Annotated in this window: 15 protein-coding genes; 6 read left to right on the top strand and 9 right to left on the bottom strand. The window is 59.0% G+C overall.

The window, feature by feature from the left end; translation table 11 throughout:
• Positions 1 to 105 precede the first annotated feature (105 nt).
• On the top strand, positions 106 to 756 hold the full coding sequence (locus tag N018_RS23805; RefSeq protein WP_024645133.1) for a hypothetical protein: 651 nt from the start codon (positions 106 to 108) through the stop codon (positions 754 to 756).
• Positions 757 to 862: 106 nt separating this feature from the next.
• Here N018_RS23805 and N018_RS23800 read toward each other — a convergent pair whose 3' ends face one another.
• The 4 genes from N018_RS23800 to N018_RS23785 all read right to left on the bottom strand — a co-directional run bounded on the left by N018_RS23800 (position 863) and on the right by N018_RS23785 (position 5,332).
• Positions 863 to 2,395 (bottom strand): SulP family inorganic anion transporter, encoded by a 1,533-nt coding sequence (locus N018_RS23800; protein ID WP_024645134.1) that lies wholly within the window; start codon positions 2,393 to 2,395, stop codon positions 863 to 865.
• 104 nt (positions 2,396 to 2,499) lie between these two features.
• Positions 2,500 to 3,240 (bottom strand): carbonic anhydrase, encoded by a 741-nt coding sequence (locus N018_RS23795; RefSeq protein WP_024645135.1) that lies wholly within the window; start codon positions 3,238 to 3,240, stop codon positions 2,500 to 2,502.
• Positions 3,241 to 3,445: 205 nt separating this feature from the next.
• Positions 3,446 to 4,504 carry a PA0069 family radical SAM protein gene (locus tag N018_RS23790; RefSeq protein WP_024645136.1) on the bottom strand — a complete coding sequence of 353 codons (1,059 nt, stop codon included), beginning with the start codon at positions 4,502 to 4,504 and terminating at the stop codon, positions 3,446 to 3,448.
• Positions 4,505 to 4,669: 165 nt separating this feature from the next.
• On the bottom strand, positions 4,670 to 5,332 hold the full coding sequence (locus N018_RS23785; protein WP_024645137.1) for a DedA family protein: 663 nt from the start codon (positions 5,330 to 5,332) through the stop codon (positions 4,670 to 4,672).
• A gap of 231 nt (positions 5,333 to 5,563) precedes the next feature.
• Between N018_RS23785 and hemB the strand changes: the two genes are divergently transcribed.
• Positions 5,564 to 6,574 carry a porphobilinogen synthase gene (hemB, locus tag N018_RS23780; protein ID WP_024645138.1) on the top strand — a complete coding sequence of 337 codons (1,011 nt, stop codon included), beginning with the start codon at positions 5,564 to 5,566 and terminating at the stop codon, positions 6,572 to 6,574.
• A 16-nt stretch (positions 6,575 to 6,590) separates the two neighbouring features.
• Positions 6,591 to 8,801, top strand: coding sequence for a polyphosphate kinase 1 (gene ppk1 / locus N018_RS23775; protein WP_024645139.1), 2,211 nt, complete (start codon positions 6,591 to 6,593; stop codon positions 8,799 to 8,801).
• Here ppk1 and ppx read toward each other — a convergent pair.
• The 5 genes from ppx to N018_RS23750 all read right to left on the bottom strand — a co-directional run bounded on the left by ppx (position 8,788) and on the right by N018_RS23750 (position 13,384).
• Complete coding sequence (gene ppx / locus N018_RS23770) at positions 8,788 to 10,290, bottom strand: exopolyphosphatase (RefSeq protein WP_024645140.1); 1,503 nt, start codon at positions 10,288 to 10,290, stop codon at positions 8,788 to 8,790. The two genes, ppk1 and ppx, sit on opposite strands and share 14 nt — an antisense overlap.
• A gap of 245 nt (positions 10,291 to 10,535) precedes the next feature.
• Positions 10,536 to 11,270 carry an amino acid ABC transporter ATP-binding protein gene (locus N018_RS23765; RefSeq protein WP_024645141.1) on the bottom strand — a complete coding sequence of 245 codons (735 nt, stop codon included), beginning with the start codon at positions 11,268 to 11,270 and terminating at the stop codon, positions 10,536 to 10,538.
• Positions 11,257 to 11,907, bottom strand: a complete 651-nt coding sequence (locus tag N018_RS23760; RefSeq protein WP_038401587.1) for an amino acid ABC transporter permease — start codon at positions 11,905 to 11,907, stop codon at positions 11,257 to 11,259. The genes N018_RS23765 and N018_RS23760 overlap by 14 nt, the downstream gene beginning before the upstream one ends.
• Positions 11,904 to 12,569: an amino acid ABC transporter permease gene (locus tag N018_RS23755; protein WP_024645143.1), complete on the bottom strand. Its 666-nt coding sequence runs from the start codon at positions 12,567 to 12,569 to the stop codon at positions 11,904 to 11,906. Before N018_RS23755 ends, N018_RS23760 begins: the two co-directional genes overlap by 4 nt.
• Positions 12,570 to 12,598: 29 nt before the next feature.
• A complete protein-coding gene (locus N018_RS23750) occupies positions 12,599 to 13,384 on the bottom strand; it encodes a transporter substrate-binding domain-containing protein (protein WP_024645144.1) in 786 nt (261 codons plus the stop codon).
• Positions 13,385 to 13,636: 252 nt separating this feature from the next.
• On the opposite strand from N018_RS23750, the gene N018_RS23745 reads away from it, so the two are divergent.
• From N018_RS23745 to rho, 3 genes are all read left to right on the top strand, one after another.
• Positions 13,637 to 14,341, top strand: coding sequence for a FadR/GntR family transcriptional regulator (locus N018_RS23745; protein ID WP_024645145.1), 705 nt, complete (start codon positions 13,637 to 13,639; stop codon positions 14,339 to 14,341).
• 121 nt (positions 14,342 to 14,462) lie between these two features.
• The gene (trxA, locus tag N018_RS23740; protein WP_024645146.1) at positions 14,463 to 14,792 is read left to right on the top strand and encodes a thioredoxin TrxA; all 330 of its coding nucleotides are present in this window, start codon (positions 14,463 to 14,465) and stop codon (positions 14,790 to 14,792) included.
• A 230-nt stretch (positions 14,793 to 15,022) separates the two neighbouring features.
• Entirely contained in the window at positions 15,023 to 16,282 is a 1,260-nt protein-coding gene (gene rho / locus N018_RS23735) for a transcription termination factor Rho (protein WP_007248148.1), read from the top strand.
• Positions 16,283 to 16,345: the final 63 nt, after the last annotated feature.

Genomic DNA, 16,345 nt, shown 5'->3' with positions numbered 1-16,345 from the left:
AATCGGTTATGACAAAAGCGTCTTAGCCCTTTAGTCAAGCCAGCTAACGTATGAATCTCACTAAACAAACCACGGGGTTTACTGCCCTCAGGAGTGCTCACCGCCATGAACACCGCCGCGTTGCGCGAGCAGATACAACGAGCCCATCAACATGAAGCCGAAACCGGCCACCTGCTGCAACAACTGGAACAGAAGCTGCCACACCTGCATCCCGCCATCCACTTGCCGGATGTCGATGCAAAGGACGTACTGACGCGTTTTGTTAGCGCTTATATCGATCTGGTACCTGAGCTGCTGGAGGCTGCTCATGAGGTTGCCGTCGAGGCCGGGATCGAGGGTCAGATAAAACCGGTATTAAAGATTGCCGAGCACTTTTTCGCCGTTCCACCCGCGATCATGGAAGGGCATGAAGGGCTGGAGAGCTTGCTGGACGAGGCTTATCTGGCGCACAGGCTGGTCGAGGAAGTGAATGACCTGTACATCAAGCATTTTGGTCAGCCGCTGATTCCGTCCAATACCACGGTTGCCAGCGTGATCGCCCATCAGTTGATCGGTGAGCAATTTGCCAATGAGCTGGACGCAGCGGTGCATCATGCGGTCGATCAACTGCTTGATGACGAGAGCTTTGCGTTGGATTCGGTCGAGATTTACCGAGAGAAACTGAGTAGCCCTGACACGGGAGCGGCCTGGAAGCGCTGGCCATGTCTGTCACGTCAATTGGGCGTGGGTCTGGAACTGGAACGTCCCGCGGTTTGACCCGAATGCCCGATTCACTGTCTTCGCCAGCAAGGGAAGGAGCCGTATGACACTCCGCTGCTTCGCGAAGACCCATCCGACCCCCATCACCTCGAGTGTGCGACTGTCAGGTTGCGCCTGAACCTATGCCCGTTGTCGTGTAGACCCGCCCTTCGAGACGACGCTTCAAACCGCGCGGCTCGATGATCAGCCGGGTGCCGTGGGCAGCGTTGGAGCGCCCCCACTCTTCCAGCAGCTCCAGACAGGAGTGGTCGATGTAGGACAGATAGCCCAACGGCACATGCACCGTGCTGCCTTGGGGGATTGTGCCCAGTGCCTGAGTCAGCGCCGGCACCTTGAGGAAGGTCGCAGCACCGACCAGGCGCAGTTCGTACTCTTTCTCGCTCGCCAGCTCTACCACATTGATCTTCAGGCGCGAAGCCTTGAATGCCAGCTTGACCAGGGTCATGCCAAAGCCAACCAGCACACCCGTCAACAGGTCGGTGAAGATGATCGCCATGGCGGTGGCCGCGTAGGTGAACATCGGCATCCGGCCATAACGGCCCAGACCACGAAACGCCTTGAGATCGACCAGTTTCAAGCCGGTGTAGACCAGCACGCCCGCCAGGCTCGCAACCGGAATGCTCTGCAGCACGCTCGACAGCAGCAATACGAAAGCCAGCAGCCAGAGGCCGTGGAAGATTGTCGAGAAGCGGGTTTTGGCACCGGCCTGAACATTGGCCGAGCTGCGCACGATAACGCCGGTCATCGGCAACGCACCGAGCAGGCCGCAGAGCATGTTGCCCACACCTTGAGCGCTCAGCTCCTTGTCGAAGTCCGAACGTTCGCCGCTGTGCATCCGGTCTACCGCTGACGCGGAAAGCAGCGTTTCAGCGCTGGCAATGAAGGCCACAACGATAGCAGCCACCAGAATCGCCGGGTCAGCCAGGTTCATCAGGTCTGCCGGACGCAGCCAGTCGATGGCGTCGGCCAGATTGTCAGGCACTTGCACGCGTTTGACCTGCAAGGCCAGAAACAGGCTGATGCCGGTAGCAATACCTACACCCAGCAGCGCGCCAGGTACGAAACGCAGCGACTGAGGGCGGAGTTTCTCCCAGCCCCACATGATCAGCATGGTGCCCAGGCCGAGCATACCGGCTTGCATGCCGGTGCCTGGTCCGAACGCCTGAATCAGTGTGTTGGGGAAGCCGATCAGGTTGTCCAGCCCGGAGGGTTTGGGCCCGCTGTCGAACATCACATGCGCCTGGGAAAGCACAATCAGCACGCCGATACCCGCCAGCATGCCGTAGACCACCGCCGGTGCTGTTACCCGGAACCAGCAGCCGAGCTTGAAGCGACCGGCCAGCAACTGAAGCAGCCCTGCCAGCAGCAGGATCGGGCCAAGCATCGCCATGCCATGCTCGCGAACGACTTCAAACACCAGCACCGCAAGACCTGCGGCCGGGCCACTGACCTGCAATGGCGAACCGGCTATCCAGCCGACGACCAGACCGCCGATGATGCCAGTGATCAGACCTTTGGCCGGAGGCATGCCAGACGCAATCGCAATACCCATGCAGAGGGGCAGGGCGACCAGGAAAACGACCACGGAAGCCAGTAGCTCCCGTGGTAAAACGGATTTCAATTCGGTGATTCCCATGGTGCTTCTCCGTAATTCTTCAGGCGAGGCAAGGCGGGCGGCGCGCATCCTGCGCAACCGCCATCATCTGATCAGGAAGGGCTTGCCGTCAGTCGGGACGAATATCAGTCGACTGAAAAGCGTGCTTTCGGGGAAGCCATCGGTGTCGGACCCTTGCCGTCGAGCGGCACGAAGCTGTCACGTTCGGCGTCGTAGGCCAGAATTTCGCTGGTCTCGATGCTGTAGACCCAGCCGTGAATGAACAGCTGGCCGCTGGCCATCTTCGCGGCAACCGAAGGGTGGGTGCGCAAGTGTTGCAGCTGGGAAATCACGTTTTCCTGAGTCAGGACCTGCATGGTTTCCAGCTCGCCGGTGCAATTGCAGTTTTGCTCGACCACCGTGCGGGCGACCTCGGCATGACGCAGCCAGGCTTTTACCGTCGGCATCTTGTCCAGGCTGTCCGGGTTGAGCACGGCCCGCATTGCGCCGCAATCGGAGTGGCCGCAAACGATAATGTGCTGTACGCCCAGCGCGACCACTGCGTATTCCAGTGCGGTGGACACGCCACCGTTCATTTGGCCATACGGTGGAACAACGTTGCCCACGTTCCGCGTGACGAACAGGTCGCCGGGCGAGCTTTGGGTGATCAGTTCGGGCACGATGCGCGAGTCGGCGCAGGTAATGAACATGGCCCGAGGCGACTGGGCATTCGCCAGTTTTTTGAACAGTTCTTCCTGCTGTGGGAAGACCTCATTACGAAAATGTACAAAGCCATCGACGATCTGCTTCAACGCTACGTCGGCGCTACTCAAATGGCTGTCTGTGTCTGCCGACGTAGCCGAATGCTGGTTGTCCGTGTCTCTCATCTGTTCATCCTCTCTGACGGATTGATGTGGATTTCTCGTGCCTGGTTGACCAGAGCCGGATGTGATCCCCCTAAAAGGAATCACGAACAAATCCCTTGAGCGCTATTACTGGTGACACTCAGGGTTACAGACTAATTGCCCAAGCTTAAGTGAAACTGAATGCGATGGCTCTGGAATGCGGGTTTGCACGATGGTACCAAGTTCGTCACAGCAATGACATTTGCCCGCCGGGGCGACAAAAGGCCTCGCAATCCAGTTTGAAACTCTCGCGTCGATTCAAACCCAGACGTTTGACCGCAATAGCGTAGCGTTGTGCCAGCAGGTCGGCAAACGGGCCTTCGCCCCGCATACGCGAACCAAATTCGCTGTCATAAAGTGCGCCACCACGGCTCTGCCGAATCAGGCTCAGCACATGCTCTGCCCGTTGCGGGTAATGCGTCTTCAACCACTCGTCGAACAGCGGCGCGACTTCCAGCGGCAGGCGCAGCATCACGTAACTCGCGCTCAATGCCCCTGCGGCCTTTGCTTCGCTGAGCAGCGCTTCCAGTTCGTGGTCATTGATCATCGGGATCACTGGGGCGCACAACACGCCAACCGGCACACCCGCATTACGCAGCACCCGAATCGCCCGCAGGCGCGCCTTGGGCGCTGCGGCTCTCGGCTCAAGGATGCACTTGAGCTCGTCATCCAGTGTCGTCAGGCTGATGTATACCGAGACCAGCCGTAGTTTGGCCATTTCCGCGAGCAGATCCAGGTCGCGCAGGATCAGTGAGCCTTTGGTAATGATGCTCACCGGGTGACGATAGCGCAGCAGAACCTCAAGCGTGGCGCGGGTGATCCGGTATTCACGTTCGATGGGCTGATAAGGGTCGGTGTTGGCCCCCAGCGTGACAGGCGCGCAGCGGTAGCCAGGCTTGGAGAGTTGTTGCTCCAGTAGGGCCGCTGCGTTGGTCTTGGCGATCAGTTTTGTTTCGAAATCCAGCCCAGGCGACATGTCCCAGTAGGCGTGGCTGGGTCTGGCGAAACAATAGATGCAGCCATGTTCGCAACCGCGATAAGGGTTGATCGACCGATCAAAGGGGATATCCGGCGAGCTGTTGCGGGTAATGATGCTCTTGGCCGTCTCATGGGTGACCTGAGTGCCCTGCGTCAGCGGGACTTCCTGATACCAGCCGTCATCTTCTGCGACAGACTGGCTGGGCGCGAAGCGATTGTGCGGATTGCTGGCAGTACCGCGACCGCGGATCGGGGAAGGGCTGGACATGTGGATGCACTCATATACTGTTTATTTGTACAGTACAGTATGCGTCGCTGTAGGTGGCCTGCAAACTATCAGGGGCCTGACAGGCGGTATGGGCGAGGTGGGACAGCGAGGGTGTTGCTGCGGGTGAGGCTGGATGCACTCACCCGGGTGCCTGACAAGCCAGGTTTACTCGTCGGACTTTTTGACTGGGTCGACAGGCACTGCAATCGGCTCATCCAGATCGGATGCCGCTGCCGAGGCGCAGTAACGACCCTTTTCTTCGCGTGCTTCACGAGCGATACGAGCATTCTTGACGCGTCGGCGTATCCACAGACACAGGCCAAGCAGAATGAGAGCGCCCAGCACCCACAGCTCGTATTTCTTGATATTGCCCAACAGGCCTTCAAGGATCGCGCCGAAATGGTAGGCCGCCGAGCCCAGCGCTGCGGCCCAGACCGCTGCGCCGATGCCGTTCAGCAGCAAGTAGCGACCTGGGGGGTAGCCGGACAGGCCGATGGCTACCGGCATGACGGTTCTCAAGCCATAGACGAAGCGGAAGCCGAGCACCCAGATATCCGGGTGCTTGCGCACCAGCCTGAGGGCCTTGTCGCCCATGAGTTGCCAGCGAGGCTTGCGCGCCAGGAGCTTGCGACCGTGTTTGCGCCCCATGAAATACCACAACTGGTCGCCCGCATAGCTGCCAAAAAAGGCGACGATGATGACGATGTTGAGGTCCATATAGCCACGGAACGCCAGGAATCCAGCAAGAACCAGAATGGTCTCGCCTTCAAAAAAGGTGCCGAGGAAGAGGGCAAAGTAGCCGAATTCGTTCAAGAAATTCTGGAGCATTGTCTGGATGCTGGCGAAGTGAACGCGCAGCCTAACGCGCCGACGGCAAGGATGAAAGTGTCGATATGTGTCTCGACGTTAAAGATTCTTGCAACCACAATGGTCGCATCCCCATAAGGGCCATGCCCGCGACGTGCAGTCGCAGGTCGAACCATGACTGTCACACATTGGTCATAATGGCGGCTTATAACTGTCGCGCTTGCCCGCGTAAGCGGGCTCAGGAGTCTCGCCGTGAGCTTTACCCCCGCAAACCGCCTGTTTCCTCTCACTCGTCTGCGCCGTAATCGCCGCGACGACTTTTCTCGTCGGCTGGTGCGTGAAAACGTGGTCACCGTTGACGATCTGATTCTCCCCGTATTTGTACTCGATGGTGAAAACCGTCGTGAATCCATCGCATCGATGCCCGGCGTCGAGCGTCTGAGCGTCGATCTGCTGCTCAAGGAAGCTGAAAACTGGGTCGCGTTGGGTATTCCTGCGCTGGCGCTGTTCCCGGTGACCCCGCCGGAAAAGAAATCTCTGGACGGTGCCGAAGCCTGGAACCCGGACGGCATTGCGCAGCGTGCCACCCGCGCCCTGCGTGACCGCTTTCCGGAGCTGGGCGTCATCACTGATGTGGCGCTGGACCCTTTCACCACCCACGGCCAGGACGGCATTCTCGATGAAGAAGGCTACGTGCAGAACGACATCACTGTCGACGCACTGGTCAGGCAGGCGTTGTCCCACGCCGATGCAGGTGCTCAGGTCATCGCGCCGTCAGACATGATGGACGGCCGTATCCAGGCCATCCGCGAGTCTCTGGAGCTGGCAGGGCATGTCAACGTTCGAATCATGGCCTACTCGGCCAAGTACGCCAGCGCCTATTACGGCCCGTTCCGCGATGCGGTGGGTTCTTCATTGAACCTGGGCAAGGCCAACAAGGCGTCCTATCAAATGGACCCGGCCAACAGCAACGAGGCGCTGCACGAAGTGGCGGCCGACCTTGCTGAAGGCGCTGACATGGTGATGGTCAAACCCGGCATGCCCTATCTGGACATCCTTCACAGGGTCAAGGATGAATTCAAGGTGCCGACCTTTGTCTATCAGGTCAGCGGTGAATACGCGATGCACATGGCAGCAATCCAGAATGGTTGGCTGAGTGAAGGGGTGATTCTCGAATCCCTCACTGCCTTCAAACGCGCAGGTGCCGACGGCATTCTCACTTATTTTGCCGTTCGTGCCGCTCAACTGTTGAAGGGGCAATAGCCTCACAGGAACACTCATGAATACCGAAGCTCTCATCGAAGCCGCTGTTGAAGTCGATGTTCAGGAGGCAACACCCGTGGTTGAACCTGATATCGAAGTAATCCCGGCCATCGAGGCGCCTGCCGCTGTGGTGCCCGCCCTCGTCGCTCCGAACCTGGACGACAGTAGCCTGTATATCCACCGCGAACTGTCCCAGTTGCAGTTCAATATCCGGGTATTGGAACAGGCGCTCGATGAGTCCTACCCGTTGCTGGAGCGGCTGAAGTTTCTGCTGATCTTCTCCAGCAACCTCGATGAGTTCTTCGAGATTCGTGTCGCCGGTCTGAAGAAGCAGATCACCTTTGCCCGTGAGCAGGCCGGTGCCGATGGCTTGCAACCGCATCAGGCACTGGCCAGGATCAGCGAGCTGGTTCACGGTCATGTGGATCGTCAGTACGCGATCCTCAACGACATTCTGCTGCCTGAGCTTGAAAAGCATCAGGTGCGCTTCATTCGTCGTCGCCACTGGACCGCCAAGCTCAAGGCCTGGGTGCGTCGCTATTTCCGTGACGAGATCGCACCGATCATCACACCGATCGGGCTGGACCCGACGCACCCGTTCCCGTTGCTGGTCAACAAGAGCCTGAACTTCATTGTCGAGCTGGAAGGTGTCGATGCCTTCGGCCGCGACTCCGGTCTTGCGATCATTCCTGCGCCGCGCCTGCTGCCCCGCGTGATCAAGGTGCCGGAAGACGTCTGCGGGCCTGGCGATAACTTCGTGTTCCTGTCGTCGATGATCCACGCACACGCCGATGACTTGTTCCAGGGCATGAAGGTCAAGGGCTGCTATCAGTTCCGCCTGACCCGAAACGCTGACCTGGCGCTGGATTCGGAAGACGTGGAAGACCTGGCGCGTGCCCTGCGTGGCGAGCTGTTTTCACGTCGTTACGGCGATGCGGTACGCCTGGAAGTGGCTGATACCTGCCCGAAACACTTGTCGGATTACCTGCTCAAGCAGTTCAACCTGAACGAGTCCGAGCTGTATCAGGTCAATGGCCCGGTCAACCTGACGCGTCTGTTCAGCATTACCGGTCTGGACAGCCATCCGGAACTGCAATACCCGCCGTTCACGCCAGCCATCCCCAAGCTGCTGCAGAACAGCGAAAACGTGTTCAGCGTAATCAGCAAGCAGGACATTTTGCTGCTGCATCCATTCGAGTCATTTACGCCGGTGGTGGATCTGCTGCGTCAGGCGGCGAAAGACCCGCACGTCCTCGCCGTGCGCCAGACGCTGTATCGCAGCGGTGCCAACTCGGAAATTGTCGACGCGCTGGTGGATGCTGCGCGTAACGGCAAGGAAGTCACGGTGGTGATCGAGTTGCGTGCGCGTTTCGACGAAGAGTCGAACCTGCAACTGGCCAGTCGTCTGCAAGCTGCGGGCGCGGTGGTGATCTACGGGGTGGTCGGCTTCAAGACCCACGCCAAGATGATGCTGATCCTGCGCCGCGAGGCGGGCGAGATCGTGCGTTACGCGCACCTCGGGACCGGTAACTATCACGCTGGCAATGCGCGGTTGTACACCGACTACAGCTTGCTGACGTCCGATGACGCCTTGTGCGAAGACGTCGGCAAACTGTTCAGCCAGTTGATCGGCATGGGCAAGACCCTGCGCATGAAGAAGCTGCTGCATGCACCGTTCACGCTGAAGAAGGGCATGCTCGACATGATTGCCCGCGAGACGCAGTTCGCGCTCGACGGCAAGCCTGCGCACATCATCGCCAAGTTCAACTCGTTGACCGACCCGAAAGTCATCCGTGCGCTGTACAAGGCCAGTCAGTCCGGTGTGCGTATCGACCTGGTGGTGCGCGGCATGTGCTGCTTGCGTCCGGGGATTGCCGGGGTCTCGCACAACATTCATGTGCGCTCGATCATCGGCCGCTTCCTGGAGCACACGCGGGTGTTCTACTTCCTCAACGGCGGCGACGAGCAGATGTTCCTGTCGAGCGCTGACTGGATGGAGCGCAACCTCGACAAGCGTGTCGAGACCTGCTTCCCGGTGGAAGGCAAGAAGTTGATTCTGCGCGTGAAGAAGGAGCTGGAAAGCTACCTGACCGACAACACCCACAGCTGGCTGTTGCAGTCAGACGGGCGTTACGTGCGCAGCACGCCGACTGGCAATCAGAACCCTCGAAGCGCCCAGGCGACCCTGCTGGAGCGCCTGAGCAACCCGGTCCTCAGCGTACGCTGAAGATGATCCCGACTCGGGCCAGCCACTCCGCTTCCAGCGCGAAGTCGGCCTGAGTCAGCTGGTTGTTTTCCAGCCAGCCTTCCGGGAACTCGGCATCGAGGCTCGGACCGTCGGCACGCAACACCACGCGTGGCATCTCCTGGGTGCCACGAATGTGGTGAAACAGAATCGCAAAGCGCAACAGTACGCACAGGCGAATCAGCTTGATGCCTTCCGCGCCGAAGTCGGCGAACTTGTCCTTGGGAATATTCCGGCGATGACCGCGCACCAGCAGGGCGAGCATTTGCTGGTCTTCGCGTGAGAATCCGGCAAGGTCCGAGTGCTCGATCAGATAGGCGCCGTGCTTGTGATAATGGTAGTGGGCGATGTCCAGCCCGATCTCGTGCACCTTGGCTGCCCAGCTCAGCAGCTCGGCGTAGCTCTCGTGCTGCAACTCCCAGCTCTCGGCAACCTGCTCCAGCGCATGCAGCGCCTTGGCTTCGACGCGTGCGGCCTGTTCCAGGTCGACGTGATAACGCTCCATCAACGAGCTGAGGGTGCGCTCACGCACGTCTTCGTGATGATGGCGCCCCATCAGGTCATACAGCACACCTTCGCGCAGCGCGCCTTCGCAGTGGTCCATGCGTTTGAGTTCAAGCGCGTCGAAGATGGCTTCCAGAATCGCCAGACCTGCCGGGAAAATCGCGCGGCGGTCAGGTTTGATGCCGTCGAAGTCGATTTTTTCGACGTCACCCAGTTTGAACAGTTTGCGCTTGAGCCAGGCCAGCCCTTCGGCATTGACCTCGCCTGCGCCATAGCCATTGGCCTTGAGCGCCACACCGATAGCGCGGATGGTGCCCGATGAGCCAATCGCCTCATCCCACTTGAGGCGATGCAGCGCGTGTTCGATGCTCATGATTTCGAGGCGCGCCGCCGTGTAGGCCTGGGCGTAACGCGCGGGTGTCACCTTGCCGTCACGGAAGTAGCGCTGGGTGAAGCTCACGCAGCCCATCTGCAGGCTTTCGCGCAGCAGCGGCTCGAAGCGCTGGCCGATGATGAACTCGGTACTGCCGCCACCGATGTCGGCGACCAGACGCTTGCCCGGCGTATCGGCCAGTGTATGGGAGACACCCAGGTAGATAAGGCGCGCTTCTTCACGGCCGGAAATCACTTCCACCGGATGGCCGAGGATTTCTTCGGCGCGGTGAATGAATTCATTGCGATTACGTGCTTCGCGCAGGGCGTTGGTGCCGACGATGCGCACGGCACCGTGCGGCAGGCCATTGATCAACTGGGCAAAGCGTTTCAGGCAGTCGAGACCGCGCTGCATGGATTCTTCAGACAGCTGGCGCTCTTCATCGATGCCGGCGGCCAACTGCACCTTTTCGCCAAGGCGCTCAAGAATACGGATTTCGCCCTGATTGGCTTTCGCGACAACCATATGGAAGCTGTTTGAGCCCAGGTCGATAGCAGCGATCAGTGAAAGATTCTTGGGTGTGGTGTGCGGCATGATCAGAAAATCCAGTTCGATAACCGCACCATCGTGCCACGATCCATGCCTGCCGCCAACGCGAAGCTGTTCAGGCACCGGAAATACCCGGTATTACTCTTGGACGTGGCGCATGGCTATCAATGCTATGTGGCGCAGAGCGTCACGAAGTACATGACCGCGCGGAGCGTGAGGAATGATCACCCTGTAACTATCGCGCCCATGCTCCGCGTGGGCATGACGTTCCGGACGCTCTGCGTCCAGCGTCAGGCTTGCTCTGCTGTGCCGATGAAGTTTGCCAGTTCCGGGGTTTTCGGGTTGGCGAAAAGTTCTTTCGGGTCGCCCACTTCGTGCACCTTGCCTTGGTGCATGAATACCAGTTTGTCGCCCACTTCACGGGCGAAGCGCATTTCGTGGGTCACCATGATCAGGGTCATGCCGTCTGCCGCCAGTTGCCGAACCACGCTGAGCACTTCGTTGACCAGCTCAGGGTCCAGCGCCGAGGTGATTTCGTCACACAGCAGGACCCTGGGCGACATGGCCAGCGCGCGGGCAATGGCCACACGTTGTTGCTGGCCGCCAGACAGGCGATCCGGGAAGGCATCGAATTTCTCACCCAGCCCGACGCGTTCCAACATCTTTCTCGCCAGCTTGGCTGCTTCAGCCTTTGGCACCTTCTGCACGACCTGCGGCGCGAGCATCACGTTCTCGCCCACGCTCAGGTGCGGGAACAGGTTGAACTGCTGAAACACCATGCCGACCTTCTGCCGCAGCGTGCGCAGATCGGCGCGTGCGGCGTCCAGATACTCGCCGTCGACTTCAATCACGCCATCGTTGATCGACTCCAGCCCGTTGAGCGTGCGCAGCAGGGTGCTCTTGCCCGAACCACTGCGGCCGATGATCGCCACTACCTGGCCTTCTTCGACCGAGAGATCGATGCCCTTCAGTACGTGGTGATCGCCATAGTATTTATGCAGGGCGGAAATTCTAAGCAGAGGCATGCAGTCTCCTTTCCAGATAGCGCGCGCACAGCGACAAGGGATAGCAAAGGATGAAGTAGCCCAGGGCAACAAAGCCATAGACCATGAAAGGTTCGAACGTGGCGTTGGCCAGCATGCTGCCGGTCTTGGTCAGCTCGGTGAAGCCGATGATCGAGGTTACCGCAGTGCCTTTGACCACCTGAACGGAAAAACCAACGGTCGGTGCAATGGCGATGCGCAGCGCCTGAGGCAGGATCACGTAACGCATCTGCTCAAGCGGTGTCATCGCCAGGCTGGCGGACGCTTCCCACTGGCCCAGGGAAATCGACTCCACGCAGCCGCGCCAGATTTCCGCGAGGTAAGCGCTGGTGAACAAGGTCAAGGCCAGCGCTGCGGCGGCCCATGGCGAAATGTTCATGCCCATCAGGGCTACACCGAAGAACACCAGAAACAACTGCATCAACAGCGGCGTGCCCTGAAATAGCTCTATATAAAACTTGGCGATCACGCGTGGCCCGGACTTTTCCGAGGTGCGCATGACCATGACCAGCAAACCGATCAGCCCGCCGCCGATAAACGCCACCAGCGACAGGGCCACGGTCCATTGCAGGCCGACGAGCAGGTTGCGCACGATGTCCCAGAGGGTGAAATCCATCAGCGGCTCCTCGCTATGTAACGTCGTCCGATCCAGGCCAGCAACTGACGGATCAGCAGCGCCATGGCCAGGTAGATCAGGGTGGTCACGATGTAGGTTTCGAATGACCGGAAGTTGCGCGATTGAATGAAGTTGGCAAAGAAACTCAGCTCTTCGGTGGCAATCTGCGAACAGACCGCCGAACCCAGCATCACGATGATGATCTGGCTGCTCAGCGCCGGCCAGACCTTGCCCAGTGCCGGCACCAGCACCACGTAGCGAAAGGCTTCGTAACGATTCATCGCCAACGCGGCCGACGCTTCAAGCTGACCCTTGGGGATCGCCTGAATGCCCGCGCGCACGATTTCGGTCGAGTAAGCCCCCAGGTTGACGACCATCGCCAGCACAGCCGCCTGCCACTCCGTGATCTGCACGCCCAGTGACGGCAGGCCGAAGAAGATAAAGAACAGCTGGACCAGAAACGGTGTGTTGCGGATCAGCTCGACGTAAATGGCGAAGATCGTCGCAAAGGGCTGGATCTTCCAGGCCCTCACGACAGCTCCGACAATGCCGAGGCTGACACCCAGGAGGGTGCCGATGGCGGTCAGTTCCAGCGTGAACAAAGCCCCGCGCAACAGCACGTCGAGGTTTTGCAGGACCGGTGTGAAGTCGAAGTGATAAGCCATGGGTGAATCCTGTGACCGAAAAGCAGTAATCAGAGATCGGCAGGCAGCGGTTGCTTCAGCCAGGTCTGGGATGCTTTCTCCAGCGTACCGTCAGCCTTGGCTGCGTTCAGAATCTCGTTGACCTTGCCGAGCAGTTCAGGCTGCTCCTTGTTCACGCCGACGTAGACCGGCGAGTCCTTGAGTTTCACTTTCAGCGCCGGGATGCGCTTGGGGTTGCGCTCACTGATGGCGACCATCACCACGTTGCCGCTGGCGATCAGATCGGTCTGGCCGGCGAGGTAGGCCGCGATGGTCGAATTGTTGTCTTCAAAGCGCTTGATGGTGGTGCCTTCAGGTGCAACGGCCGACAGCTCGATGTCTTCGATCGCGCCACGGGTCACGCTGATGGTTTTGCCTTTCAAGTCGGCGACGTCCTTGACCGGAGAATCAGGCGGGCCGAATACCGCCAGGTAAAACGGAGCATAGGCGCGGGAGAAATCGATGACTTTCTCGCGGTCCGGGTTTTTGCCGAGGCTGGAGATCACCAGATCAACCTTGCCAGTGGTCAGGAACGGGATGCGGTTGGTGCTGTTGACCGGTGTCAGTTCCAGCTTGACCTTCAATCTGTCGGCCAGCAGCTGTGCGGTATCGATGTCCAGACCGCGCGGCTTCATGTCCGGGCCGACCGAGCCGAACGGCGGGAAGTCCTGTGGCACGGCAACCTTCAAGGTGCCGCGCGCCATGACGTCGTCCAGGCCGTTGGCATGCGCGGGCGTTTGGCTCAGCATCAGACTGGCAAACAAGGCAGTAAGCAGAGCGCTGTAACGCTTGGTCATATGAAATCTCCGGGCGGAACGAAAGATATTGGCTTGCCTCTCCAGTGCACAGCGCATGCCATCCGGACGTTACCTGCCATGAATCAACGTTTGCAGAGCATTTATGGTCTTACTGGTCTGACCAGTAAAAGCGCCGCGCGCCCTGCTTTGGTGCGCTTTAAAGCCTTGCCGCCCCAGCGCTGGGCGTCGCTTGCCGAATTTTCGAGATGGGGATAAAAGGGCTTTTTACTGGACTGACTGGCCTGAACAGTGATGCCACACACTTCACTCGCAGTACCTGAATCAGCCCTCCGGGCCATTCGCAAATTGATTGCCGAACAAGGGTACAAACCCGGCGAAAGCCTGCCGTCGCAACGCGATCTGGCGGTTCTGCTGGGTGTCAGTCGCGCATCGTTGCGTGAGGCCTTGTCGTCGCTCAGCGCTTTGGGCGTGGTCAGCGTACAGCCGGGCAAGGGTGTGTTCGTCCAGTCCATTTCTGAACCAGAACAGCGCACGGGCGGATTTTCCTGGCCTTTCGAGGCTCAGGTCTCTCCCGCTGACACTTTTCAGTTGCGCTACGCACTGGAAGGCTTCGCTGCAGGATTGGCGGCCGTGACACTGACGGCCGACGAGCGCGACGTGCTGGAGGACAACGTCGAAGCGATGCGCCTGGAGTTGCGCGCCGGAGACTTCGAAGCGGCCGCCCGGCTGGATTTCGAGTTTCACCGGCATATCCTGGTCGCCAGCGGCAATCAGGCGATGCTCGGGATTGTGACGGCAGGCGCGGATATCTTCCTCGAAAGCCAGAAAATGCCGTTTATACGCGCGGCTCGGGTCATGGAAACCTGGCAGGAGCACCGCAAGATTCTCCGTGCCCTGGCCCGACATGCCTCAGGCCCGGCGCAAAAGGCCATGCAGGAACACATACGTGGCGCAGCCCTGCGTACCGGCATCGTCTTCGTATCACCCTCGAACTGAGCGTCGGCCATAACCGCAGTCATGCCGCGCGATAGCCAGACTCAATGAAGCTTTGCTTCCTGAATGACAGCAGGACCGCTATGATGGGCGTCGTTTTTAGCCTACGACCTCGGAGACTTCCATGAGCAACGACCTGATCAAACACGTCACCGACGCCACCTTCGAAGCTGAAGTACTCAAGGCTCAGGGTCCTGTGCTTGTTGACTACTGGGCTGAATGGTGTGGCCCGTGCAAGATGATTGCCCCGGTACTGGACGAAATCGCCACTACCTACGAAGGCAAGCTGACGATCGCCAAGCTGAACATTGATGAAAATCAGGAAACCCCTGCCAAGCATGGCGTGCGCGGTATTCCTACGCTGATGCTGTTCAAGAATGGCAATGTTGAAGCGACCAAAGTGGGCGCTCTGTCGAAGTCGCAGCTGGCTGCATTCCTCGACGCCAACATCTGAGGCGTTTCAAAGCCCCGCAAAATGCGGGGTTTTTTTCGAGTGTCGTACTAGACGCCCGGAAAATCAGGTGGTACATTCGGCCCCGCAACGGCTTCTCCGTTGCCCCCTGCTAGCCGTCGCCGACGCTCTCCTTTCGATTTGTACGCGATCCTGTCGCCTTCTTTGCGGCGCGGCCTCATTAAGCCAAAAGCTTAATTTCCCCCTCCATACATGATTACGTCATTCCCCATATGAACCTGACTGAACTCAAGCAAAAGCCGATTACCGAATTGCTCGAAATGGCCGAACAGGCCGGCATAGAAAATATGGCCCGCTCGCGCAAGCAGGACGTCATTTTCTCCCTGCTGAAACGGCACTCGAAAAGTGGCGAGGAAATATCCGGTGATGGCGTGCTGGAGATTCTCCAGGACGGCTTCGGTTTTCTGCGCTCTGCAGATGCGTCCTACCTGGCCGGCCCGGATGACATCTATGTCTCCCCCAGCCAGATCCGCCGTTTCAACCTGCGTACCGGCGACACCATCGTTGGCAAGATCCGTCCGCCGAAAGAAGGTGAGCGTTATTTCGCTCTGCTCAAGGTCGACACGATCAACTACGACCGTCCGGAAAACGCCAAGAACAAGATTCTGTTCGAAAACCTGACGCCGCTGTTCCCGACGATCCGCATGAAGATGGAGGCCGGTAACGGTTCCACCGAAGACCTGACCGGTCGTGTGATCGATCTGTGTGCGCCGATCGGTAAAGGTCAGCGTGGTCTGATCGTTGCTCCGCCGAAGGCGGGCAAGACCATCATGCTGCAGAACATCGCGTCGAACATCACGCGTAACAACCCGGAAGTGCATCTGATCGTTCTGCTGATCGATGAGCGTCCGGAAGAAGTAACCGAAATGCAGCGCACCGTGCGCGGCGAAGTGGTTGCCTCTACGTTCGACGAACCGCCAACCCGTCACGTACAGGTTGCCGAAATGGTGATCGAGAAGGCCAAGCGCCTGGTCGAGCACAAGAAAGACGTCGTGATCCTGCTCGACTCCATTACCCGTCTGGCTCGCGCCTACAACACCGTCATCCCTAGCTCCGGCAAGGTACTGACCGGTGGTGTCGATGCTCACGCCCTCGAGAAACCAAAGCGTTTCTTCGGTGCTGCGCGAAACATCGAAGAAGGCGGCTCGCTGACCATCATCGCCACCGCACTGGTTGAAACCGGTTCGAAGATGGATGAAGTCATCTACGAAGAGTTCAAGGGTACCGGCAACATGGAGCTGCCTCTGGATCGCAAGATTGCAGAAAAGCGCGTGTTCCCGGCCATCAACATCAACCGCTCCGGCACACGCCGTGAAGAGCTGTTGACCGCTGATGACGAGTTGCAGCGCATGTGGATCCTGCGCAAGCTGCTGCACCCGATGGACGAAGTCGCGGCTATCGAGTTCCTGATCGACAAGCTCAAGCAGACCAAGACCAACGACGAGTTCTTCCTGTCCATGAAACGTAAGTAACAGGCAGGCTGACTCAAAAAAAGGCGTCCTTCGGGGCGCCTTTTTTTTGCCTGCGCGCCGCGG

This window comes from Pseudomonas syringae CC1557 (assembly GCF_000452705.1).
GTDB classification, from domain to species: Bacteria; Pseudomonadota; Gammaproteobacteria; order Pseudomonadales; family Pseudomonadaceae; genus Aquipseudomonas; species Aquipseudomonas syringae_F.
This window is presented reverse-complemented; position numbering and strand designations above follow the sequence as displayed.

Coding starts and splice junctions, on each gene's coding strand:
- N018_RS23805 (WP_024645133.1), top strand. CDS start 106: ATGAACACCGCCGCGTTGCGCGAGCAGATACAACGAGCCCATCAACAT.
- N018_RS23755 (WP_024645143.1), bottom strand. CDS start 12,569: ATGGCTTATCACTTCGACTTCACACCGGTCCTGCAAAACCTCGACGTG.
- N018_RS23750 (WP_024645144.1), bottom strand. CDS start 13,384: ATGACCAAGCGTTACAGCGCTCTGCTTACTGCCTTGTTTGCCAGTCTG.
- rho (WP_007248148.1), top strand. CDS start 15,023: ATGAACCTGACTGAACTCAAGCAAAAGCCGATTACCGAATTGCTCGAA.
- trxA (WP_024645146.1), top strand. CDS start 14,463: ATGAGCAACGACCTGATCAAACACGTCACCGACGCCACCTTCGAAGCT.
- N018_RS23765 (WP_024645141.1), bottom strand. CDS start 11,270: ATGCCTCTGCTTAGAATTTCCGCCCTGCATAAATACTATGGCGATCAC.
- N018_RS23785 (WP_024645137.1), bottom strand. CDS start 5,332: ATGCTCCAGAATTTCTTGAACGAATTCGGCTACTTTGCCCTCTTCCTC.
- ppx (WP_024645140.1), bottom strand. CDS start 10,290: ATGCCGCACACCACACCCAAGAATCTTTCACTGATCGCTGCTATCGAC.
- ppk1 (WP_024645139.1), top strand. CDS start 6,591: ATGAATACCGAAGCTCTCATCGAAGCCGCTGTTGAAGTCGATGTTCAG.
- N018_RS23790 (WP_024645136.1), bottom strand. CDS start 4,504: ATGTCCAGCCCTTCCCCGATCCGCGGTCGCGGTACTGCCAGCAATCCG.
- N018_RS23800 (WP_024645134.1), bottom strand. CDS start 2,395: ATGGGAATCACCGAATTGAAATCCGTTTTACCACGGGAGCTACTGGCT.
- N018_RS23795 (WP_024645135.1), bottom strand. CDS start 3,240: ATGAGAGACACGGACAACCAGCATTCGGCTACGTCGGCAGACACAGAC.
- N018_RS23745 (WP_024645145.1), top strand. CDS start 13,637: ATGCCACACACTTCACTCGCAGTACCTGAATCAGCCCTCCGGGCCATT.